Source organism: Pseudomonas acericola (SeqCode) (assembly GCF_053456465.1).
This window is the reverse complement of the sequence record NZ_JBRFJB010000002.1, coordinates 558,808-581,103: the sequence shown is the minus strand read 5'-3', so window position 1 is coordinate 581,103 and position 22,296 is coordinate 558,808. Positions and strand designations below refer to the sequence as shown.

Here is a 22,296-nt window from a genome sequence, read left to right as displayed (position 1 = left end):
ACGTGTTCATCTACAAGGGGCCAAGGCCATGACATGCGTTCGGATTGAGCATGGGTTTATATGCCTATCTCCATTCTTCCGCTTACGTCTCGGCGACGGTACGTGCGTCTTCATGGCCTGGCATAACTACCTCGGCCCCACTTTCTACCGAGATCGGAATGAGCGCCGAGAGCTGGACGACTGGTACAAAAACCCGCTGATTTGCATTGCGCTCGACTGGTTTTGCAAACGCGGACACCGCGCCTAACCCCAAACCCCCTACATGCCTGCCGGTAAGCGGCGGGCGAGGTATTCGCATGTCTGAGAAAACTGTTAAAGCCATCATGGAACAAGCCCAGGTATTCGCCAGCAGCTGGTCGATGGTGGGCGGGCCATTCGCCGCTGACGACCAGCTCGAGCGCGCCGAAGATGAAAAATTGGAGCTGGAGAACCTCGTCAAAGGCGCGCTGGATGGCTCAGTAGGCGCCCCACAGGATGTCGGCGAGATGATCGAAGCGCTGCTTGCATGGCATAAACGGCAGACCGATCAACTGCAGATCATTACCGACAACTCCAAAGAAGGCACGACCCTTTCCCTGGGCATCGATGATCCAGTCGACATCGTTCTGACAAAAGATATGGCCAAGGGCTTGCGCATCGGGCTCGTCCTGGCAATGGATCGACTCGGCAAACTGCCCATCAGCGTCAGCCATGGCGATGATGAAGATCCTGACTCCGACGACGAATAACCCCTCCAACTTTCTGCCGCACAGCGCGGCGCGGAGCATCATCATGGCAAAAGTCACCCTGGATGAATGGGCGGCGGCCGAGTTCAAGACGCCGCCGAGCCCCAACACACTGCGCAAATGGGCCCGAGAGGGCCGAATCGCGCCAGTACCGGTCAAGCACGGGCGCAACTACTATGTAGAGTCCGACGCCCACTACCAAGAACCGGATCAGCAGCCCGTGCGGATTGTCGGCGGCAGCCTGATCAGCAGAATAGAGAGAGCACGCAATGGCGCCCAGGCCGCGTAACACCGGGTCGAAGGATCTTCCGCCCAATCTCTACCGCAAGACCGACGCCCGCAACGGCGTCACTTATTACACCTACCGCGACCCAGTCAGTGGTCGCGTGTTCGGCCTGGGCAAGGATAAGGAGGCGGCGATCCGTGAGGCCGTCGCCGCCAACCACGCAGACGCCATCAAGCCAACGCTCGCAGAGCGCATCAGCACCCCGGCGCCAGCCCCTGGCAAATTGTTCTCGGAATGGCTGGACGAATACCGCGAGCTGTTCGCCGAGCGCAAGCTGTCAGCCAGCAGCAATAAAAACGTGGGCATGAGGTTAAACCGCCTGACGGCAGTATTCGGTTCGAAGGGGATTAAGGACATAACAACGATGGATGTGGCCGATTACCTGACAGGCATGGCAAAAGAGGGAAAGGCGCAGATGGCCAGGGCAATGCGTTCGCTGTTGCGAGACGTGTTCGCCGAGGCGCAGGCGCGGGGGTGGGCAGACGCAAACCCGGTCGAGGTGACCAAGGCGGCGCGGGTGAACATCAAGCGCGAACGGCTGACGCTGGAACTGTGGAAGGCAATCTACGAGGAAGCCACGAAACCCTGGCTTCGCAGGGCAATGGAACTGGCGGTGCTCACCGGCCAGCGGCGTGACGATATTGCATCAATGCTTTTCAAGGACGTGCACGACGGCTTCCTGCATGTCGTTCAGTCCAAGACCGGGGCCAGGCTTCGGATCAGCACCGCGCTTCGCCTCGATTCGGTCGGCCTGGACCTGTCCACAGTAATAAAGCAATGCCGCGACCGCGTTCTGTCACAACACCTGGTGCACCATGCACAAGCTTCAGGTCGGGCAAAGGCTGGCCAGGCGGTAGTGCTGGACACGCTGAGCTCTGCTTTTGCTGAGGCGCGCGACAAAGCCGGCGTGAAGCTTGGGATAACTTTTGGCCGTCAGCCACCATCCTTTCACGAACAGCGCTCCCTCGCCGCTCGCCTTCACGAGCTCGAAGGCCGAGACGCCCAGAAACTGCTTGGTCACCGTTCGGCCACTATGACCGACCTGTACCGAGACAGCCGAGGCGCTGAGTGGATCGACGTGGCATAATCGACGGCTGAATTTTAGGGCGATATTGGGGAAGTTTTGGGGAAGAATTTATGCCCAATGAAATCAAGCACTTACAGCTTTACGGCATCAAAGCCTGCGACACCATGAAAAAGGCGCGCACCTGGCTCGATGAGCACGGCGTCAGCTATGAGTTCCACGACTACAAAACGGCCGGTATCGACCGTGAACACTTGACCCAATGGTGCAACGAGCACGGTTGGCAGGTGGTTTTGAACCGTGCGGGCACCACCTTTCGCAAACTCGAAGACGAACGCAAAGCCGATCTCGATCAGTCGAAAGCCATTGAATTGATGCTCGCACAACCTTCGATGATCAAGCGCCCGGTGCTGGATCTCGGTGACAGAACCCTGATTGGCTTCAAGCCAGATAGTTATTCGGCGGCCCTCAAGTAGGCCAGCCCTTTCCATTTTTGTAGAGGTAACAGCATGTCCAATTCCCTGTTCAGCCTGGGCTTCGGCGTCGGCACTCAGAACCGCCAAGGTGCTTGGCTGGAAGTGTTTTACGCACAACCGTTGCTCAACCCTTCGGCTGACATCGTCGCAGCCATCGCGCCGATCCTCGGCTACACCGAAGGCAACCAGGCAATCACCTTCACCGTCACCCAGGCCCTGCAACTGGCCGACGCGCTCAAAGGCGTCGATGCCACCCAGGCCGCCCTGCTCAGCCGCCTGGCTGAAAGCCACACCCCGCTGGTCGCCACGCTGCTGGCCGAAGACGCCGCGCTGACCTCCACGCCCGAGGCCTACCTCAAGCTGCACCTGCTGTCCCACCGCCTGGTCAAGCCCCACGGCCTGAGCCTGGCCGGTGTGTTCCCGCAACTGCCAAACGTCGCGTGGACCAGCCAGGGCGCCATCGACATCAGCGAACTGGCCGAACGCCAGCTGGAAGCGCGCCTGCGTGGCGAGCTGCTGGAAGTGTTCTCGGTGGACAAGTTCCCGAAAATGACCGACTACGTGGTCCCGGCCGGCGTGCGTATCGCCGACGCCGCGCGTCTGCGCCTGGGCGCCTACGTGGGCGAAGGCACCACCGTGATGCACGAAGGTTTCGTCAACTTCAACGCCGGCACCGAAGGCCCGGGCATGATCGAAGGCCGCGTGTCGGCTGGCGTGTTCGTTGGCAAGGGCTCGGACCTGGGCGGCGGTTGCTCCACCATGGGCACCCTGTCGGGCGGCGGCAACATCGTGATCAAGGTCGGCGAAGGCTGCCTGATCGGCGCCAACGCCGGTATCGGTATCCCGTTGGGCGACCGCAACACCGTGGAGTCGGGCCTGTACGTCACCGCCGGGACCAAGGTCGCGCTGCTGGACGAGCAGAACCAACTGGTCAAAGTGGTCAAGGCGCGCGACCTGGCCGGCCAGCCGGACCTGCTGTTCCGCCGCAACTCCGAGACCGGTGCCGTGGAGTGCAAAACCCACAAATCGGCCATCGAACTGAACGAAGCGCTGCACGCTCACAACTAAGCAGCCACTCGATGCCACTAGCGGGCCCCGCTCCTGGGGCTCGCTTATACGAGTCTTGAACACCATGCTAGTGCCCTCTCCCTGGCGCGCCGATTTCCCGGCCATCGCCACCCTGCAACGGCAAGACCAGACCTACCTGGACAACGCCGCCACCACGCAAAAACCCCAGGCCCTGTTGGATGCCATCAGCCATTACTACGCCAATGGCGCAGCCAATGTGCACCGTGCCCAACATTTGCCGGGCGCCCATGCGACCCAGGCGTTCGAAGACAGCCGCAGCAAGGTCGCGCAGTGGTTGAACGCAGGTGACAGCGGGCAGATCGTGTTCACCCACGGCGCTACCTCAGCGCTGAACCTCTTGGCTTATGGCCTGGAGCATCTATTCAATGCGGGCGATGAGATTGTCATCAGCGCCCTGGAACACCACGCCAACCTGCTGCCCTGGCAGCAACTGGCCAAACGCCGCGCCCTGGAACTGGTGATATTGCCCCTTGGCGTTGACGGCGTGATCGACCTCGCCGCCGCCGCCGCGCTGATCGGCCCGCGCACACGCCTGCTGGCCGTGAGCCAGTTGTCCAACGTGCTCGGGGCATGGCAGCCGCTGGAAGCGTTGCTTGCCCTGGCCCAGCCGCACGGTGCTGTGACGGTCATCGACGGCGCCCAAGGCATCGTTCATGGCCGTCACGACGTACAGGCCCTGGGCTGCGACTTCTACGTATTTTCCAGCCACAAGCTCTACGGCCCGGACGGTGTCGGCGTACTGTTTGGTCGCAACGAAGCCCTGCATCACCTGCGCCACTGGCAGTTCGGCGGCGAGATGGTGCAGCAGGCCGACTACCACAGCGCCAGCTTTCGCCCGGCGCCGCTGGGTTTCGAAGCCGGCACGCCGCCGATTGCCAGCGTGATCGGGCTGGGCGCCAGCCTGGATTACCTGAATTCGCTGGATCAGCAAGCGGTGATCGCCCATGAAGCGGCGCTGCATGACTACTTGCTGCGCGGGCTCAATGCGCGCAATGGCGTGCGCGTGTTGGGCACGCCTCAAGTAGCGTTGGTCAGTTTTGTGGTCGAGGGCGTGCACAATGCCGACCTTGCGCACCTGCTCACCGAGCAAGGCATTGCCGTACGCGCCGGTCATCACTGTGCGATGCCGCTGCTCAAGGCCATGCATTTGTCGGGGGCGATCCGTGTTTCGCTGGCCCTGTATAACGATTCCGACGACCTGGAGCGCTTTTTTGAGGCGCTGGATCAGGCGCTGGATATGTTGCGATGAGCTTGCCCGCTGATGCAGTGACAGCGCTTGAAGCGTTCCAGGCTGTCGGCAGCTGGGAGCAGCGCGCGCGGATGCTGATGCAATGGGGTGAGCGCATGCCTGCCCTGGCCGCTGAAGATAAGGTGGAGGCCAACCTGGTACAGGGCTGTGAAAGCCTGGTGTGGTTGGTGGGGCGTTTGCAGGATGGGCAATGGCAGTTTGCTGCGAGCAGCGATGCGCGGTTGATTCGGGGGTTGGTGGCGTTGTTGCTGGTGCGGGTGAATGGGTTGTCGGCTGCCGAGTTGCAGGCCGTGGACTTGCCCGACTGGTTCAATCAATTGGGGCTTTCCCGTCAACTGTCACCGTCGCGCAGCAATGGCTTGAATGCAGTCTTGCAGCGCATGCGAGCGTTGAGCCATACACAAAACTAAATGTGGGAGCGGGCTTGCTCGCGAAAGCGCCGTGTCAGTCGATGCATGATTGACTGAGCCACCGCATTCGCGAGCAAGCCCGCTCCCACATTTTGAATTGTGCAAGGCTCTGGAACCTAGGCGGGCTTGACCCGCTCCGAAGGCCGGCGCACCCCAGCCACAATCTTGTCCACCGCCTTGGTCGCCGCCACCATGCCAAAGCTGGCCGTGACCATCATCACCGCACCAAACCCACCGGCGCAGTCCAGCTTCACCCCATCGCCGACGAAACTCTTCTGCAAGCAAATGCTGCCGTCCGGCTTGGGATAACGCAGTTGCTCGGTAGAAAACACACACGGCACGCTGTAGTGACGGGTCACAGTGCGCGAGAACCCATAATCGCGGCGCAGGGTTGAACGCACTTTGGACGCCAGCGGATCGTTGAACGTCCGGTTCAGGTCGCACACCTGGATCAACGTCGGGTCGATCTGCCCACCGGCGCCGCCGGTGGTGATGATCTGGATCTTGCGACGCTTGCACCAGGCAATCAGCGCGGCCTTGGCGTTGACGGCGTCGATGCAGTCAATCACGCAATCAATGTTTGGCGTGATGTACTCGGCCATGGTGTCGCGGGTGACGAAGTCCGCCACCGCATGCACCGTGCAATCCGGGTTGATGCCACGCAGGCGCTCGGCCATGACCTCGACCTTGGGTTTGCCCACGGTGCTGTCCAGCGCATGCAGCTGGCGGTTGCTGTTGCTGACGCACACGTCATCCAGGTCAAACAGCGAAATCTCGCCCACCCCGCAACGCGCGATGGCTTCCGCCGCCCAGGAGCCCACGCCGCCGACGCCGACGATCGCCACATGGGCCGCTTTCAAGCGTTCCAGGCCTTCAATGCCATACAAGCGGGCGACGCCTGCAAACCGTGGATCTTCTGTACTCATGACCATTACCCCAAAAACCGGCGCGCATTATGGGCTACGCAGCGGCAAGTTTTAAGCTACAAGTTACAAGTTAAGAACTTAGATGGGCTTTCGCTGACTAACGTCCGGCTTTTCTCTGCTTGCTGTACGCTCAGGGAAGCGCCGGTGTAGGATGCGCGCCGTTCGGCGCAGGCCGACACCTCTTTTCGTTCCACACCCTTTGGAACCCGAAATAGCCATGGCATCGCGTAAATTTGGACTCAACTTGGTGATCGTGCTGGCAATCGCCGCACTGTTCACCGGCTTCTGGGCGCTGATCAACCGCCCGGTCACCACCCCCAACTGGCCTGAACAGATCTCCGGTTTTTCCTACTCGCCGTTCCAGCAAGGCCAGTACCCGCAGAAGAACCAGTTCCCGACCGACGACCAGATGCGCCAGGACCTGGCGATCATGAGCAAGCTGACGGACAACATCCGTACCTACTCGGTCGACGGCACCCTGGGCGACATCCCCAAGCTGGCCGAAGAGTTCGGCCTGCGCGTGACCCTGGGGATCTGGATCAGCCCGGACCTGGAACGCAACGAGCGGGAAATCCAGCGCGCTATCGAAATCGCCAACAACTCACGCAGTGTGGTGCGTGTTGTGGTGGGTAACGAAGCGGTATTCCGTAAGGACATCACCCCAGAAGCGCTGATTGTGCTGCTGGATCGGGTGCGCGCCGCCGTCAAAGTGCCGGTCACGACCTCCGAGCAATGGGACATCTGGGAAAAGAACCCGCAACTGGCCAAGCACGTCGACCTGATCGCCGCGCACATCTTGCCGTTCTGGGAATACATTCCGATGGACAAGGCCGGCCAGTACGTACTCGACCGCGCCAAGGACCTGAAGAAACTGTTCCCGAAAAAGCCGCTGCTGCTGTCGGAGGTTGGCTGGCCGAGCAACGGCCGCATGCGCGGTGGCAATGAAACGTCGCCGGCCGACCAGGCGATTTACCTACGCACACTGGTGAATAAACTCAATCGCCAGGGCTACAACTACTTCGTGATCGAAGCCTTCGACCAGCCGTGGAAAGTCAGCGATGAAGGCTCGGCCGGTGCCTACTGGGGCGTGTTCAACGCCGCGCGCCAGCAGAAATTCAATTTTGAAGGGCCGGTCGTCGCGATCCCGCAATGGCGCGTGCTCGCCATCGGTTCGGTGGTGCTCGCCCTGCTGTCGCTGACCCTGCTGATGATCGACGGCTCGGCCCTGCGCCAGCGTGGTCGCACCTTCCTGACCTTTATCGCGTTTCTCTGCGGTTCGGTGCTGGTGTGGATCGGCTACGACTACAGCCAGCAATACAGCACCTGGTTCAGTGTCACCGTGGGCATTCTCTTGGCGCTCGGCGCCCTCGGCGTGTTTATCGTGTTGCTGACCGAAGCCCACGAACTGGCGGAAGCGGTGTGGACTCACAAGCGTCGGCGTGAATTCCTGCCGGTCGAAGGGGACTCGGACTACCGCCCGAAGGTGTCGATCCACGTGCCGTGCTACAACGAGCCGCCGGAGATGGTCAAACAGACCCTCGACGCCCTCGCGGCCCTCGACTACCCGGACTACGAAGTCCTGATCATCGACAACAACACCAAAGACCCAGCCGTTTGGGAACCGGTGCGCGACTACTGCGAAACCCTCGGCCCGCGCTTCAAGTTCTTCCACGTCGCGCCCCTGGCCGGTTTCAAGGGTGGCGCGTTGAACTACCTGCTGCCGCACACCGCCAAGGATGCCGAAGTGATCGCGGTGATCGACTCGGACTACTGCGTGTCGCCCAACTGGCTCAAGCACATGGTGCCGCACTTCGCCGACCCGAAAATCGCCGTGGTGCAATCGCCGCAGGACTACCGCGACCAGAACGAAAGCACCTTCAAGAAGCTCTGCTACGCGGAATACAAGGGTTTCTTCCATATCGGCATGGTCACTCGCAACGACCGTGACGCGATCATCCAGCACGGCACCATGACCATGACCCGTCGCTCGGTGCTCGAAGAACTCGGCTGGGCCGACTGGTGCATTTGTGAAGACGCCGAACTGGGCCTACGGGTATTCGAGAAAGGTCTGTCGGCGGCGTATTACCACGACAGCTACGGCAAGGGCCTGATGCCGGACACCTTTATCGACTTCAAGAAACAGCGTTTCCGCTGGGCCTACGGCGCGATCCAGATCATCAAGCGCCACACCGCCAGCCTGTTGCGCGGCAAGGACACCGAGCTGACCCGTGGCCAACGCTACCACTTCCTCGCGGGCTGGCTGCCGTGGGTGGCGGACGGCATGAACATCTTCTTCACCGTGGGCGCACTGTTGTGGTCGGCGGCGATGATTATCGTGCCGACGCGGGTTGATCCGCCGCTGCTGATTTTCGCGATCCCGCCGTTGGCGTTGTTCGTGTTCAAAGTGGGCAAGATCGTCTTCCTGTACCGTCGTGCCGTGGGCGTAAACCTCAAGGACGCGTTCTGCGCGGCCCTGGCCGGCCTGGCGTTGTCCCACACCATCGCCAAAGCGGTGTTGTATGGCTTCTTCACCAGCAGTATTCCGTTCTTTCGCACACCGAAAAACGCCGATAACCACGGCTTCTGGGTGGCGATTTCCGAAGCTCGCGAAGAAATGTTCATCATGCTGCTGCTGTGGGGCGCCGCGCTGGGGATCTACCTGGTGCAGGGCCTGCCGAGCAATGACATTCGCTTCTGGGTGGTGATGCTGCTGGTGCAATCGCTGCCGTATGTGGCGGCGTTGATCATGGCGTTCCTGTCGTCGCTACCGAAACCTTCGGTAGCGGCGGAGCCTGCGGCCGCTGTGTAAAAACTTGCGCAATGCACTAAACGGCGGCCTCTGGCCGCCGTTTTGCTATAAGATAACGGCCGTTTTGCAAGACTTGGCCTGTGCCAATGCCTTATGTGCAACAGGGCTTTTGTGGAGCGGGCTTGCTCGCTCCCACATTGGATCTGCGCCAGTTTAAAGTCCTCATACGTCCTGCGCCCATTACACGCTTCCCGGAGTTTTCCCATGACGGCCCATGCCGACCTTTCGCCGACCCTTCAACTTGCCATCGACCTGATCCGTCGCCCCTCGGTGACGCCGATCGACGCCGATTGCCAGAAGCTGATGATGCAGCGCCTGGGCGACGCCGGTTTTGCGCTTGAGCCGATGCGCATCGAAGATGTGGACAATTTCTGGGCCACCCACGGCAAGCACGAAGGCCCGGTGCTGTGCTTCGCCGGTCACACCGACGTGGTCCCCACCGGCCCGGTGCAGGCCTGGCAGAACGACCCGTTCGACGCGTTGATCGATGAAAACGGCATGCTCTGCGGGCGTGGCGCGGCGGACATGAAAGGCAGCCTGGCAGCCATGCTGGTGGCGGCCGAGCGTTTCGTCGCCGACTACCCGGACCACAAGGGCTCGGTCGCCTTCCTGATCACCAGCGATGAAGAAGGCCCGGCGCACCACGGCACCAAGGCCGTGATCGAACGCCTGGCCGCACGCAAGGAGCGCCTGGACTGGTGCATCGTCGGCGAACCGTCGAGCACCACGCTGGTGGGCGATGTGGTCAAGAACGGCCGTCGCGGCTCCCTCGGCGCCACCCTGACCGTGCGCGGCGTGCAAGGCCACGTGGCCTACCCGCACCTGGCGAAGAACCCGATCCACCTGGCCGCACCGGCCCTGGCCGAACTGGCCGCCGAGCATTGGGACGACGGCAACACCTTCTTCCCGCCAACCAGCTTCCAGATCTCCAACCTGAACTCCGGCACCGGCGCCACCAACGTGATCCCCGGTGACCTGACGGCGGTGTTCAACTTCCGCTTCTCCACCGAGTCCACCGTCGAAGGCCTGCAACAGCGCGTCGCGGCGATCCTCGACAAGCATGACCTGGACTGGCACGTGGAATGGGCACTGTCGGGCCTGCCGTTCCTCACCGAACCGGGCGCGTTACTGGATGCGGTCTCGGCCAGCATCAAGGCGATCACCGGTCGCGAGACCAAGGCGTCCACCAGCGGCGGTACCTCGGATGGGCGTTTCATCGCCACCCTCGGCACCCAGGTGGTTGAGCTGGGCCCGGTCAACGCGACGATCCACCAGGTTAACGAACGCATTCTGGCCAGCGACCTCGACGTGCTGACCGAAATCTACTACCAGACCCTGATCAAGTTGCTCGCCTGATGCTCGCTTGCCCCATTTGCAGCGCCCCGCTCAACGCGGTGGACAATGGCGTCGCGTGCCCCGCCGGGCACCGTTTCGACCGCGCGCGCCAGGGTTACCTGAACCTGTTGCCGGTGCAGCACAAGAACAGCCGCGACCCGGGCGATAACCTGGCCATGGTCGAGGCGCGCCGCGACTTCCTCAACGCCGGGCACTACGCCCCGGTGGCCAAGCGCCTGGCCGAACTGGCCGCCGAACGTGCCCCGGCACGCTGGGTGGACATCGGTTGTGGCGAGGGTTACTACACCGCGCAAATCGCCGACGCCTTGCCCCAGGCGGACGGCTACGCGCTGGACATTTCCAAGGAAGCGGTCAAGCGCGCGTGCAAGCGCAACCCGGCGCTGACCTGGTTGATCGCCAGCATGGCCCGCGTGCCGTTGGCCTCAGGCAGCTGCCAGTTTCTCGCCAGCGTGTTCAGCCCCTTGGATTGGGAAGAGGCCAAGCGCCTGCTCAGCCCCGGCGGCGGCTTGATGAAAGTTGGCCCGACCAGCGGCCACCTGATGGAACTGCGCGAGCGTTTGTACGACGAAGTGCGCGAGTACACCGATGACAAGCACCTGGCCCTGGTGCCGGACGGCATGAGCCTGGCCCACAGTGAAACCCTGGAGTTCACCCTGAGCCTGGCCGAGCCTCAAGACCGCGCCAACCTGCTGGCCATGACCCCCCACGGCTGGCGCGCCAGCGCCGAGCGGCGCAGCGAAGTGATCGAGGCGGCCGAGCCGCTGTCTGTCACCGTGTCGATGCGCTACGACTATTTCGTGCTTCAATAACCGACTTTTCCGCGAATGGATTTTCGAATCCCGCAACGAGGAACATCCATGCGCCAACCCGATATCGAGATTTACCTGAAGGACGCCGACGTCGACTACAAAGCCGTCGCCGCCTGGCTGGGCGCCGCCCTGGGCCCGTGCACCGACTGGGTCCAGAAAGGCCAGACCTACAAGTGCAAGGCCGGCAACGTGCCCGTCACCTGGCTGCCCAAGGCTGTAGGCAAATGGAACAGCCTGTACCTGGAAAGCGACCAGACCCCGTGGGACGACGACATCGCCTGCGCCCGCGCCGCGTTTGCTGCGCTGAACGTCGAAGTGCGTTGCGCGCCGGGGACGTGGGTGGAAGAGGAAGGTGAGGAAAGCGCCGATCGCTGGATGCGCATCAGCGCGGATGGTGAAGAAGAAATCACCTGGAAAACTGCATAAGCCCTGAGTTGTGAACCCAATCAACTGTGGGAGCGGGCTTGTGTGGGAGCTGGCTTGCCTGCGATAGCATCACCCTGGTCTGCCTGACAGACCGAGCTGCTTGCATCGCAGGCAAGCCAGCTCCCACACAAGCCCGCTCCCACATGGGTTCAGCGGTGGTCTTAGAGACCCACCACATCCTCCGCCTGCAACCCCTTCTCGCCGGTCACCACGGCGTATTCCACCTGCTGGCCTTCGGCCAACGAGCGGTGGCCGTCACCGCGAATGGCGCGGTAGTGTACAAACACGTCCTTGCCATCATCGCGCTGAATAAACCCGTAACCCTTTGCATCGTTGAACCACTTCACATTGCCGGTTTCGCGCGTTGCCATTTGTCTTACTCCCACATGCTTTTTTATTGTTGAGTCGGTCGCATTGAACTGCCGAGTATAAGACAGGTTCAAAAACCATCAACTCAAGTTTACTTCGCTGCTTTTTTGCCGATTTTCGGCGAATACGGCACACTACCCGCCCGAGCGTCTGCTCGGTTTTTCTCACTTGAAGCAGCACGCCTATGACCCGCTCCCCGTTCCGCCGTCTGGTGTTTGGCACCTTGCGCCGACTGTTGTACCTCTGGGTTCGCTCAGAGACGATCAACCAGTCGTCCCTTACCCTCAACCTGGACCGCAGCCGGCCGGTGTTCTACGTCCTGCAATCGCCCTCCCTCACCGAATTGGCCGTGGTCGATGCCGAGTGCACCAAGGCCGGCCTGCCGCGCCCGGTGCTGCCGGTCGCGGTAGGGCCGCTGATGGAACCGGCGGCATTCTTCTACCTTACGCCCGAGCCCGACTGGCTCGGCCGCCAGGATAAGCGCGGTGCACCGCCGACCCTGACCCGCCTGGTCAACACCCTCACCGAGCACGCCGAAGAGAATGCACAAATCATTCCGGTCAGCGTGTTCTGGGGGCAGTCGCCCGAGAGCGAGTCCAGCCCTTGGAAGCTGCTGTTCGCCGACAGCTGGGCGGTCACCGGGCGCCTGCGACGCTTGCTGAGCATCCTGATCCTCGGCCGCAAGACCCGTGTGCAATTCTCCGCGCCTATCAACCTGCGTGAATTGATCGAGCACAATAAAGGTCACGAACGCACGGTGCGCATGGCCCAACGGATCCTGCGGGTGCACTTTCGCAACCTGAAGACGGCGGTGATCGGCCCCGACCTGTCCCACCGGCGCAACCTGGTCAAAGGCCTGGTCAACATGCCGCTGGTGCGCCAGGCCATCCTGGACGAAGCCGAACGGGAAAAAATCAGCCCGGAAAAAGCCAAGGCCCAGGCCCTGCGCTACGGCAACGAGATCGCCTCGGACTACACCTACACCGCGATCCGCTTCCTCGAAGTGGTGCTGAGCTGGTTCTGGAACAAGATCTACGATGGCATCAAGGTCAATAACATCGAAGGCGTGCAAAAGGTTGCCCAGGGCTACGAGGTCATCTACGTGCCGTGCCACCGTAGCCATATCGACTACCTGCTGCTCTCCTACCTGCTGTTCAAGAACGGCCTGACCCCGCCGCACATCGCGGCGGGCATCAACCTGAACATGCCGGTGATCGGCAGCCTGCTGCGCCGTGGCGGTGCGTTTTTCATGCGCCGCACCTTCAAGGGCAACCCGCTGTACACCTCGGTGTTCAACGAATACCTGCACACCCTGTTCACCAAGGGCTTCCCGGTGGAGTACTTCGTCGAAGGCGGCCGCTCGCGCACCGGGCGCATGCTGCAACCGAAGACCGGCATGCTGGCGATCACCCTGCGCAGTTTCCTGCGCTCCTCGCGCATGCCCATCGTGTTCGTGCCGGTGTATATCGGCTATGAGCGCGTGCTCGAAGGCCGCACCTACCTGGGCGAACTGCGCGGCGCGACAAAAAAGAAAGAATCGATCTTCGATATTTTCAAAGTGGTCGGCGCGCTCAAGCAGCGTTTCGGCCAAGTCGCGGTCAACTTCGGCGAGCCGATCAAGCTGGCCGAGTTCCTCGACACTGAACAACCGGACTGGCGCAGCCAGGAGCTGGGCCCGAACTACAAACCGGCCTGGCTCAACGAAACCACGAACCGCCTCGGCGAACAGGTGGCTCGTCACCTGAACGAAGCCGCTGCGGTAAACCCGGTGAACCTGGTGGCCCTGGCGCTGCTCTCCACCACGCGTCTGGCCCTGGATGAACAGGCCATGGCACGCCAACTCGACCTGTACCTGGCGCTGCTGCGCCGCGTGCCCTACTCGCCCCACACCACCTTGCCCGAAGGCGATGGCCTGGCGCTGATCAAGCACGTTTTGGACATGAACCTGCTGTCGGAACAGAGCGACGCCCTCGGCAAGATTCTGTACCTGGACGAGCAGAACGCCGTCCTGATGACCTACTACCGCAACAACGTGCTGCACATCTTCGCGTTACCGGCGTTGCTCGCGAGTTTCTTCCAGAGCAGCTCGCGCATGAGCCGCGACCAGATCCTGCGCTACACCCACGCGCTGTACCCGTACTTGCAATCAGAGTTGTTTATCCGTTGGTCGCTGGAAGAGTTGGACACTGTGGTCGATCAATGGCTGGACGCCTTTGTCGAACAAGGCCTGCTGCGCTTCGAGAACAACGTGTTCCTGCGCCCGGCGCCCAGCTCGCGGCACTTTGTGTTGCTGACGCTGCTGTCCAAGAGCATCGCCCAGACCCTGCAACGCTTCTACATGGCGATCTCGCTGCTGCTCAACAGCGGCCAGAACAGCATCAGCGCCGAAGAACTGGAAGATCTGTGCACGGTGATGGCCCAGCGGCTGTCGATCCTGCATGGCCTCAACGCCCCGGAGTTCTTCGACAAGAGCCTTTTCCGACATTTTATCCAGTCGTTGCTGGAGCAAGATGTGCTGCGCCGCGATGAAGCCGGCAAATTGAGTTACCACGACCTGCTCGGTGAATTGGCCGAAGGCGCCGCCAAGCGCGTGTTGCCGGCGGAGATTCGCCTGTCGATCCGCCAGGTGGCGCTGCACCGCGTGGATGACACGCCGGTCGAATCCGAGCCTCTCAAACCCGAAGAAAGCCGCTAGATTGAATAAGGCGCCGGGCTGTTTCCGGCGCCGCTGACAAGGAGCTGCACCATGAAAAAGATCATCCTCCTGGGCCTCACCGCCCTGCTCGGAGCCTGCCAAACCATGACGCCCGCACCCAAGGCCAGCCTCGATGGCGAAGTGTTCTACCTGCAACGCATCGCCCTGCCGCCAACCGCCACCTTGAGCGTGAGCCTGCAAGACGTGTCCCTGGCCGACGCACCGGCGGTGACCCTCGCCGAACAGAAAGGCCCGGTCAAAGGCCAGGTGCCGCTGCCGTTTCACCTGAGCTACGACCCGGCCCAGGTCAAGCCTGGCCACAGCTACTCGGTCAGCGCTCGCATCGAAGTGGACGGCAAGCTAATGTTTATCACCACCGAACGGCACTCTGTGCAGCTCAACGGCCAGGATCCACAACCGCTGCGCCTGCGCGTAGACGCCGTGGCCCACTGAACTCGATCAAAAGGAAGCGCCCATGCTCCGTAACTCCCTTCGCTTTACTGCCCTGTGTGCCGGCCTGCTGCTGGGGGCCAACGCCATGGCGCTGGACCTCTCCAGCCTGTCCCAGGGCGACGCTTCCGGCGGCCTCAAGGACGCACTGACCCAAGGCGCGCAGATCGCCGTGAAACAGCTTGGGGTACCGGGTGGTTTCAGCAACAACCCGGAAGTGAAGATCGGCTTGCCTGGCAAGTTGGGCAAAGTGGCCGACAAGCTGAAGATGTTCGGCATGGGTGACCAGGTCACGCAACTGGAAACCAGCATGAACAAAGCTGCTGAATCCGCCGTGACCCAGGCCCAGCCGATCCTGGTCAACGCCGTGAAAAACATGAGCGTGACCGACGCCAAGGGCATCCTCAGCGGCGGCCAGGATTCCGCCACCCAGTACCTGAATAAAAGCAGCCGCGAACAGATCCGCGCCAAGTTCCTGCCGATCGTGAAAGCGGCGACCGACAAGGTCGGCGTGGCCCAGCAGTACAACGCCCTGGCCGGCAAGGCTGCGGCGTTTGGCGCGGTGGATGCGAAGAGCGCCAACGTCGAGAACTACGTGACCGAGCAGGCGCTGGATGGGTTGTTCAAGATGATTGCGCAGCAGGAAGAGACCATTCGCAAGAACCCGGCGGCTGCGGCCACCAGTTTGGCGAAGAAGGTGTTTGGCGCGCTGTAAGCGTTGAACGGATCGCTCCCTGCAACGGGGAGCGATCTAATGCAGGACCGACTCCGCCAACCGCCCCACCATCAACGTGGCAAAGCAGCCAATGGCAATCGACGTCGCGCGGTTGATCTTCAATGGCGTCAGCCAGGCCTTTTGAATCCCTTCGAAACGACTGCCCAGCACGATCCAGGCAGACCCTACCGGTATCACCACCAGCGCCAGCGTGGCCATGAAGCCGGCATAACCGGGCAATGTGGCAAACGCATTGACGGGTGCGATGAACGACACGATCAGCAGGCCCTTGGGGTTCATGACCGTCAGCCAGAAGAAATACGGCCCCGAGAAACGGTCACCGCCTGAATCGACGGTACTGTTCTTGCGCTGCCAGAGCTTGTACGAGACATACAGCAGGTAACACGCCGCCGCCAGTTGCGTAGCCTTCAGCGCCCACGGCGAGAACGCCGCCAGGTACAGCAGCGCCACGCCCCACACCGAGACTTGCAGCAGGTAGGCCAGGCATTCGATAAGCGCGAGCTTCCAGGAGGCCCGGTAGCCGAACAACACACCTGCGCGAAACAGCAGCGTGTTGGTCGGGCCCGGGGCAAGCAATAACAACATCAGGGCTGAAACGGTGGCCAACATGATTACGCGACGTCCTTCCTCACTCGGAACCACGCAGCATACAGGGCCGGCAGGAACAATAGGGTCAACGCCGTCGCCACAATCAGCCCGCCCATGATCGCCACGGCCATCGGCCCAAAGAACACGCTGCGTGACAGCGGGATCATCGCCAGCACCGCCGCCAGGGCTGTCAGCACAATCGGACGGAAGCGTCGGACGGTGGCCTCGATAATCGCCTGCCACGGCGCCAGGCCCGCCTTGATGTCCTGTTCGATCTGGTCCACCAGGATCACCGAGTTGCGCATGATCATCCCCGACAAGGCGATGGTGCCGAGCATCGCCACAAAACCAAAGGGCTGGCGGAATACCAGCAGGAACAACGTCACACCGATCAAACCCAGCGGCGCCGTCAGAAACACCATTGCCGTGCGTGAGAAGCTGCGCAGTTGCAGCATCAGCAATGTCAGCACCACCACGATGAACAACGGCACGCCAGCTTTCACCGAGTTCTGCCCACGGGCGGAGTCTTCCACCGTGCCGCCGACGTCCAGCAAGTAACCGTCCGGCAGCTCGGCGCGTACGCCTTCCAGGGTCGGCAGGATTTGCTGGACCAGGGTCGCCGGTTGTTCCTTGCCGTAGATATCGGCACGCACGGTCACCGTTGGCAGGCGGTTGCGGTGCCAGATGATGCCTTCTTCGAAGCCGTACTCCAGGGTGGCGATCTGCGACAGCGCCACACTTTTACCGTTGTCGGTCGGCACCGCCAGGCTTGGCAGCAGCGACAGCTCGGTGCGTTCATGCACGGTGCCGCGCAGGAGGATCTCGATCAACTCGTTGTCCTCCCGGTATTGGCTGACGCTGGAGCCGGTGAGCGAGCTTTGCAGGAACTTCGACAGGTTGGCGGTGCTGACGCCAAGGGCGCGCGCGCGGTCCTGGTCGATATTGAGGTAGACGATCTTGCTCGGCTCTTCCCAGTCCAGGTGCACGTTGACCACGTGGGTATTTTCGCGAACCTTGGCCGCCACTTTCCGCGCCAGGGCGCGGACTTCTTCGATGTGCTCGCCGGTCACACGGAACTGCACCGGGTAACCCACGGGTGGGCCGTTCTCCAGGCGCGTAACCCGCGAGCGCAGTTCCGGGAATTGCTCGTTCAGGGTTTCGATCAGCCACGTGCGCAGGCTTTCGCGCTCTTCGATGGTTTTGGCCAACACCACGAACTGCGCAAAACTCGCCGCAGGTAATTGCTGGTCCAACGGCAGGTAGAAGCGCGGCGAGCCGGTGCCGACATAGGCCACGTAGTTGTCGATGCCGGCGTGTTCCTTGAGCAGCGCTTCCAGGCGCTTGACCTGATCGGCGGTGTTGCTCAGGGACGTGCCTTCGGCCAGTTTCAGGTCGACCATCAGCTCCAGGCGACCGGAGGCCGGGAAGAACTGTTGCGGCACAAAACGGAACAGCGCCACCGAGCCGATAAACAGCAGCAAGGTCAGGACGATCACGGTTTTGCGCCGACGCACGCACCACTCAACCAAACGTCTGACACGCTGGTAGAAGGGGGTGCCGTAGGGATCAGGTCCGTCGGTGCCGTGTTTAGCTGCGTGAATCTTCGCCAGGTCTGGCAGGAGCTTTTCCCCCAGGTACGGCACGAACACCACCGCGGCGACCCACGAGGCCAGCAACGCGATGGTCACCACTTGGAAGATCGAGCGGGTGTATTCGCCGGTGCTCGATTGCGCGGTGGCAATCGGCAGGAACCCGGCGGCGGTGATCAGCGTGCCGGTGAGCATCGGGAACGCGGTGCTGGTCCAGGCGAAACTCGCGGCCTTGAGCCGGTCGTAGCCCTGTTCCATTTTGATCGCCATCATTTCCACAGCGATGATCGCGTCATCGACCAACAAGCCCAAGGCCAGAACCAGTGCACCGAGGGAGATCTTGTGCAGCCCGATGCCGAGGTAATACATGCTGGCAAAGGTCATTGCCAGCACCAGCGGAATCGCCAGGGCCACCACCATGCCTGTGCGCACACCGAGGGAGAAGAAGCTCACCAGCAACACGATGGCCAAGGCTTCGGCCAGTACCTGGACGAATTCGCCGACACTGGTTTTCACCGCGGCCGGTTGGTCCGACACCTTGCGCAGCTCCATACCTGCCGGAAGATTCTTCTGCAGGCGTGCGAACTCGCCTTCCAGGGCCTTGCCCAGCACCAGGATGTCGCCGCCGTCGCGCATGGCCACGGCCAGGCCGATGGCGTCCGCGCCCATGTAGCGCATGCGCGGGGCCGGTGGGTCGTTGAAGCCACGGTGGATGTCCGCCACGTCGCCGATGCGGAAGGTGCGGTCACCGACGCGGATCGGGAAGTTGCGGATCTCCTCCACCGTCTTGAAGTTGCCCGACACCCGCAGCTGCACGCGCTCGGTCGGGGTTTCGAAGAAGCCGGCGGTGGAGACCGCGTTCTGCTCCTGCAAGGCCTGCTGTACCGCGGCCAGCGGCAAGCCAAGGGTGGCCAGCTTGAGGTTGGACAGTTCGATCCAGATCTTCTCGTCCTGTAGGCCGAGTAATTCGACCTTGCCCACATCCGGCACCCGTTGCAGTTGAATCTGGATGCGGTCGGCGTAGTCCTTGAGCACGGCGTAGTCAAAACCGTCGCCAGTCAGGGCGTAGATATTGCCAAAAGTGGTGCCGAATTCATCGTTGAAAAACGGCCCCTGGATATCCGGTGGCAGGGTCTGGCGGATGTCGCTGATCTTCTTGCGCACCTGGTACCACAGCTCGGGGATCTGCGCCGAGTGCATGGAATCGCGGGCCATAAAAGTGACCTGGGATTCACCGGGGCGCGAGAAGGACACGATGCGCTCGTACTCACCGGTCTCCATCAGCTTTTTCTCGATGCGCTCGGTGACCTGGCGCGAGACTTCCTGGGCCGTGGCGCCTGGCCAGTTGGTCTTGATCACCATGGCCTTGAAGGTGAACGGCGGGTCTTCGCTTTGTCCCAGCTTGGTGTAGGACAAGGTGCCGACCACCGCCAGCAGGATCATCAGGAACAGTACGATCTGGCGATTACGCAACGCCCATTCGGAAAGATTGAAACCCATCGGGGACTACTCCTTGGCCGCCAGATTCACCACTCGGTTGGAGCGGTCCACCGGGCGCACTTGCTGGCCCTCATGGAGCACATGCACACCCGCTGCGATCACCCAGTCCGTGGGGCTCAGGCCTTCCAGCACTGGCACGCTCTTCTCGCCAAACGCGCCGATGCGTACCGGCGTGCGTTTAAGGGTGTTGTCCGCCTGTACACGCCAGACGTAGGAATCGCCATTTTCTGCACTGAGGGCAGACAGCGGCACCGACAGGGGAATCACGCCGTCGGCCTGTATGAAAACACGAGCGCTTTGCCCCAGTTCAGCGGGGACCTTGCCACCGGTGAACGCCACACGCGCAGCGAAGGTGCGTGATTTTGGATCAGCGGCCGGCGACAACTCACGAATACGCCCGGCAAAACGCTGGTCGGGCTGGCTCCACAACTCGACGGACACCGGCTGGCCGATCTTGAATCGACCGAAACCTTGCTCCGGCAAGCTGATCAACACTTCACGCTCGCCATCGGTGGCCAGGGTGAACACCGTCTGGCCGGCAGACACCACTTGGCCCACTTCCACCGCACGCTTGGCGACAACGCCGTCCTGCGGCGCGCGCAACGTGGCATAACCGGCCTGGTTGCTCGACACGTCGAACTCGGCCTTGATCTGCTTGAGGCGCGCTTCGCCGGATCGGTAGAGATTTTCCGAATTGTCGTACTGGGAACGGCTGACCATCTGACGGTCCATCAGGGTCTTGTAGCGGTCACGCTCGGCGCGCACCAGGCTCAGGTTGGCCTCGGCGGCAGCGACCTGGGCGCGGGTGGCTTCCAGTTGCAGGCGCACGTCTTGCGGGTCCAGCTCGGCCAGCGGCTGGTTGGCCTTGACCCGCTCGCCCTCCTCCACCAGGCGCTTGCTGACTTTGCCGCCAATGCGAAAGGCCAGGTCCGGCTCATAGCGCGCACGCACTTCGCCGGGGTAGCTGTCCGTCGCCTGCGCCGAAGGTTGCGGTTGCACCACCATGGCCGGGCGGATAACGGTCTGGGGTGCTTCCTCGTGACCGCAGGCGGCCAGCAGGAAAGCCAAGCTGACAGGCAACGCAAGGGGCAGGAAAGTGCTGCGCATGCTGAAGGACCTTTCGCAAATGGAGCTAGGAATAATTATACTGGCCGGTATGTTATTAATACCAAACTCGCCAGTCCAGTATTAAAGGTGAAAATGTCCGACAATCCTGTAAACACCAATAGCCCCGGGCGTCCCAAGGACATGGCAAAACGCCAGGCTATCCTCGAAGCAGCGAAAATCCTGTTTTTGAGCAATGGTTACGCCAGTACCAGCATGGACGCGGTGGCACTGGAAGCCGGCGTGTCGAAGCTGACCGTCTACAGCCACTTCACCGACAAAGAGACCTTGTTCACCGCTGCCGTGGTGGCAACGTGCGAGGAACAACTGCCGGTGATGTACTTCGAGCTGCCCGCTGGCATACCCGTGGAGACGGTGTTGCTGAATATCGCGCGGGGGTTCCATCGGCTGATCAACAGCGAGGAATCGGTGAACCTGCACCGCCTGATGATGACCACCGGCAATCAGGACGTGAAACTCTCGCAGATCTTCTTCGAAGCCGGGCCGATGCGCATGCTGCAAGGCATGGAGCGCCTGTTGAGCAAGATCGACCAGAGCGGTGCGTTGAGCATCGACAAGCCGTTTACGGCGGCCGAGCACTTCTTTTGCCTGCTCAAGGGCACGGCGAATTTCTGCTTGCTGTATGGCTGTGGCGGGCAGTTGAGTGAGGAAGCCGCCGAGGCGCATGTGCGGGATGTGGTGGGGTTGTTTATGCGGGCTTATCGGGCCTGAGGCCTTGTGTTGTCTGGGCTGGCGCCATCGCAGGCAAGCCAGCTCCCACATTTTGATTTGTGAATACTTTCAAGTGTGGGAGCTGGCTTGCCTGCGATGAGGCCCTAAAGGCCACTAAACAACTCAGCCCTTGAGCGCCTTCTTCGGATAAATGTCATACCGGCTGGACTTGCCATCCAACGCGTGGCTCGGCTTGGGCCCCTCGATGCAAGGCGCCTTGCGTGGCCGCTTCACCACCACCCGGTGGCTAGCCAGGGCCAACGCCGCAGCGAGCAAGGCCGGGGCATCCGGGTCATCGCCGACCAACGGCCGGAACAGGCGCATTTCCTTCTTCACCAGGGCGGTTTTCTCACGGTGCGGGAACATCGGGTCGAGGTAGATCACCTGCGGCGGCTCGCCCTCCCAATTGCGCATCACGTCGATGGAATTGCCCTTGAGCAGCTTCATGCGCGCCACGATCGGCGCCACTTCAAAATCATCCGCTCCACGTGCCAGGCCGTCTTCGAGCAAGGCGCCGATCAGCGGCTGGCGCTCGATCAGGCTCATGTCGCAGCCCAGGCTGGCCAGCACGAAAGCGTCCTTGCCCAGCCCCGCCGTGGCGTCCAGCACCCGTGGCCGCACGCCTTGGGCGATGCCCACGGCCTTGGCAATCATCTGCCCGCTGCCGCCGCCGTACAAACGCCGGTGCGCCGCGCCGCCTTCGACGAAGTCCACGCGCACCGCCCCCGGTGCATCAGGCCCCAGCTGTTGCAGCTGTAGGCCTTGCTCGCCGACTTGCAGGGAAAAATCCGCATCCGCCAGTTGCAAAGGCAGGTCAAGCCGCGTCGCCCATTGTTCGGCAAGGGCCTGGAAACCCTCGGCCAAGGCCTCGACCCGGATGCGGCTGGCCGCTGGTTGTTCGCTCATCAATCGCTACGCTCAAAAATATTAAGGATCGGCAAACAACGG

At 61.9% G+C, this 22,296-nt stretch carries 21 protein-coding genes; 15 read left to right on the top strand and 6 right to left on the bottom strand.

Going from position 1 to position 22,296, the window contains the following annotated elements; all coding sequences use genetic code 11:
- Nucleotides 1-296: 296 nt before the first annotated feature.
- The 7 genes from ACU688_RS08695 (at nt 297) to ACU688_RS08665 (ending at nt 5,259) form a co-directional block, all read left to right on the top strand.
- Nucleotides 297-728: a hypothetical protein gene (locus ACU688_RS08695; protein ID WP_448184383.1), complete on the top strand. Its 432-nt coding sequence runs from the start codon at nt 297-299 to the stop codon at nt 726-728.
- A gap of 43 nt (nt 729-771) precedes the next feature.
- Nucleotides 772-1,014, top strand: a complete 243-nt coding sequence (locus ACU688_RS08690) for an excisionase (protein ID WP_028619149.1) — start codon at nt 772-774, stop codon at nt 1,012-1,014.
- Complete coding sequence (locus ACU688_RS08685) at nt 995-2,098, top strand: phage integrase Arm DNA-binding domain-containing protein (RefSeq protein ID WP_198581408.1); 1,104 nt, start codon at nt 995-997, stop codon at nt 2,096-2,098. The genes ACU688_RS08690 and ACU688_RS08685 overlap by 20 nt, the downstream gene beginning before the upstream one ends.
- A gap of 50 nt (nt 2,099-2,148) precedes the next feature.
- On the top strand, nt 2,149-2,511 hold the full coding sequence (locus ACU688_RS08680; protein ID WP_038449177.1) for an ArsC family reductase: 363 nt from the start codon (nt 2,149-2,151) through the stop codon (nt 2,509-2,511).
- A 33-nt stretch (nt 2,512-2,544) separates the two neighbouring features.
- Nucleotides 2,545-3,579, top strand: coding sequence for a 2,3,4,5-tetrahydropyridine-2,6-dicarboxylate N-succinyltransferase (gene dapD / locus ACU688_RS08675; protein ID WP_448184382.1), 1,035 nt, complete (start codon nt 2,545-2,547; stop codon nt 3,577-3,579).
- Between the two features lie 64 nt (nt 3,580-3,643).
- Entirely contained in the window at nt 3,644-4,849 is a 1,206-nt protein-coding gene (locus ACU688_RS08670; protein ID WP_448184381.1) for an aminotransferase class V-fold PLP-dependent enzyme, read from the top strand.
- Nucleotides 4,846-5,259, top strand: coding sequence for a SufE family protein (locus tag ACU688_RS08665; RefSeq protein WP_448184380.1), 414 nt, complete (start codon nt 4,846-4,848; stop codon nt 5,257-5,259). Before ACU688_RS08670 ends, ACU688_RS08665 begins: the two co-directional genes overlap by 4 nt.
- Before the next feature lie 116 nt (nt 5,260-5,375).
- On the opposite strand, the gene tcdA is transcribed toward ACU688_RS08665, so the two are convergent.
- Nucleotides 5,376-6,185, bottom strand: coding sequence for a tRNA cyclic N6-threonylcarbamoyladenosine(37) synthase TcdA (gene tcdA, locus ACU688_RS08660; RefSeq protein WP_448184379.1), 810 nt, complete (start codon nt 6,183-6,185; stop codon nt 5,376-5,378).
- A 217-nt stretch (nt 6,186-6,402) separates the two neighbouring features.
- On the opposite strand from tcdA, the gene ACU688_RS08655 reads away from it, so the two are divergent.
- The 4 genes from ACU688_RS08655 to ACU688_RS08640 all read left to right on the top strand — a co-directional run bounded on the left by ACU688_RS08655 (nt 6,403) and on the right by ACU688_RS08640 (nt 11,585).
- Nucleotides 6,403-8,994 carry a glycosyltransferase gene (locus ACU688_RS08655; protein WP_448184378.1) on the top strand — a complete coding sequence of 864 codons (2,592 nt, stop codon included), beginning with the start codon at nt 6,403-6,405 and terminating at the stop codon, nt 8,992-8,994.
- Nucleotides 8,995-9,198: 204 nt separating this feature from the next.
- Nucleotides 9,199-10,350: a succinyl-diaminopimelate desuccinylase gene (gene dapE / locus ACU688_RS08650; RefSeq protein ID WP_448184377.1), complete on the top strand. Its 1,152-nt coding sequence runs from the start codon at nt 9,199-9,201 to the stop codon at nt 10,348-10,350.
- A complete protein-coding gene (locus tag ACU688_RS08645; protein ID WP_448184376.1) occupies nt 10,350-11,159 on the top strand; it encodes a putative RNA methyltransferase in 810 nt (269 codons plus the stop codon). The genes dapE and ACU688_RS08645 overlap by 1 nt, the downstream gene beginning before the upstream one ends.
- A 48-nt stretch (nt 11,160-11,207) precedes the next feature.
- Nucleotides 11,208-11,585 (top strand): hypothetical protein, encoded by a 378-nt coding sequence (locus tag ACU688_RS08640; RefSeq protein ID WP_124526044.1) that lies wholly within the window; start codon nt 11,208-11,210, stop codon nt 11,583-11,585.
- 161 nt (nt 11,586-11,746) lie between these two features.
- On the opposite strand, the gene ACU688_RS08635 is transcribed toward ACU688_RS08640, so the two are convergent.
- Complete coding sequence (locus ACU688_RS08635) at nt 11,747-11,956, bottom strand: cold-shock protein (protein ID WP_017738302.1); 210 nt, start codon at nt 11,954-11,956, stop codon at nt 11,747-11,749.
- A gap of 182 nt (nt 11,957-12,138) precedes the next feature.
- Here ACU688_RS08635 and plsB point away from each other — a divergent pair, with 182 nt between their 5' ends.
- From plsB to ACU688_RS08620, 3 genes are read left to right on the top strand one after another with little or no spacing between them, the layout of a single operon-like run.
- A complete protein-coding gene (gene plsB, locus ACU688_RS08630) occupies nt 12,139-14,649 on the top strand; it encodes a glycerol-3-phosphate 1-O-acyltransferase PlsB (RefSeq protein ID WP_448184375.1) in 2,511 nt (836 codons plus the stop codon).
- A 51-nt stretch (nt 14,650-14,700) separates the two neighbouring features.
- Nucleotides 14,701-15,102, top strand: a complete 402-nt coding sequence (locus ACU688_RS08625; protein WP_124526046.1) for a YbaY family lipoprotein — start codon at nt 14,701-14,703, stop codon at nt 15,100-15,102.
- Nucleotides 15,103-15,124: 22 nt separating this feature from the next.
- Nucleotides 15,125-15,814: a DUF4197 domain-containing protein gene (locus ACU688_RS08620; RefSeq protein ID WP_017738305.1), complete on the top strand. Its 690-nt coding sequence runs from the start codon at nt 15,125-15,127 to the stop codon at nt 15,812-15,814.
- A 36-nt stretch (nt 15,815-15,850) separates the two neighbouring features.
- Here the strand turns inward: ACU688_RS08620 and ACU688_RS08615 are convergent, their stop codons facing one another.
- Genes ACU688_RS08615 through ACU688_RS08605 form a run of 3 tightly spaced genes read right to left on the bottom strand, consistent with a single transcriptional unit; the run spans nt 15,851 to nt 20,619 of the window.
- Nucleotides 15,851-16,444, bottom strand: a complete 594-nt coding sequence (locus ACU688_RS08615) for a LysE family translocator (RefSeq protein WP_448184374.1) — start codon at nt 16,442-16,444, stop codon at nt 15,851-15,853.
- A gap of 2 nt (nt 16,445-16,446) precedes the next feature.
- Entirely contained in the window at nt 16,447-19,512 is a 3,066-nt protein-coding gene (locus ACU688_RS08610; protein ID WP_448184373.1) for an efflux RND transporter permease subunit, read from the bottom strand.
- A gap of 6 nt (nt 19,513-19,518) precedes the next feature.
- The gene (locus ACU688_RS08605; RefSeq protein WP_305432910.1) at nt 19,519-20,619 is read right to left on the bottom strand and encodes an efflux RND transporter periplasmic adaptor subunit; all 1,101 of its coding nucleotides are present in this window, start codon (nt 20,617-20,619) and stop codon (nt 19,519-19,521) included.
- Nucleotides 20,620-20,712: 93 nt separating this feature from the next.
- Between ACU688_RS08605 and ACU688_RS08600 the strand changes: the two genes are divergently transcribed.
- Nucleotides 20,713-21,348 carry a TetR/AcrR family transcriptional regulator gene (locus tag ACU688_RS08600; protein ID WP_448184372.1) on the top strand — a complete coding sequence of 212 codons (636 nt, stop codon included), beginning with the start codon at nt 20,713-20,715 and terminating at the stop codon, nt 21,346-21,348.
- Nucleotides 21,349-21,471: 123 nt separating this feature from the next.
- On the opposite strand, the gene ACU688_RS08595 is transcribed toward ACU688_RS08600, so the two are convergent.
- Entirely contained in the window at nt 21,472-22,254 is a 783-nt protein-coding gene (locus tag ACU688_RS08595; protein WP_448184371.1) for a class I SAM-dependent methyltransferase, read from the bottom strand.
- Nucleotides 22,255-22,296: the final 42 nt, after the last annotated feature.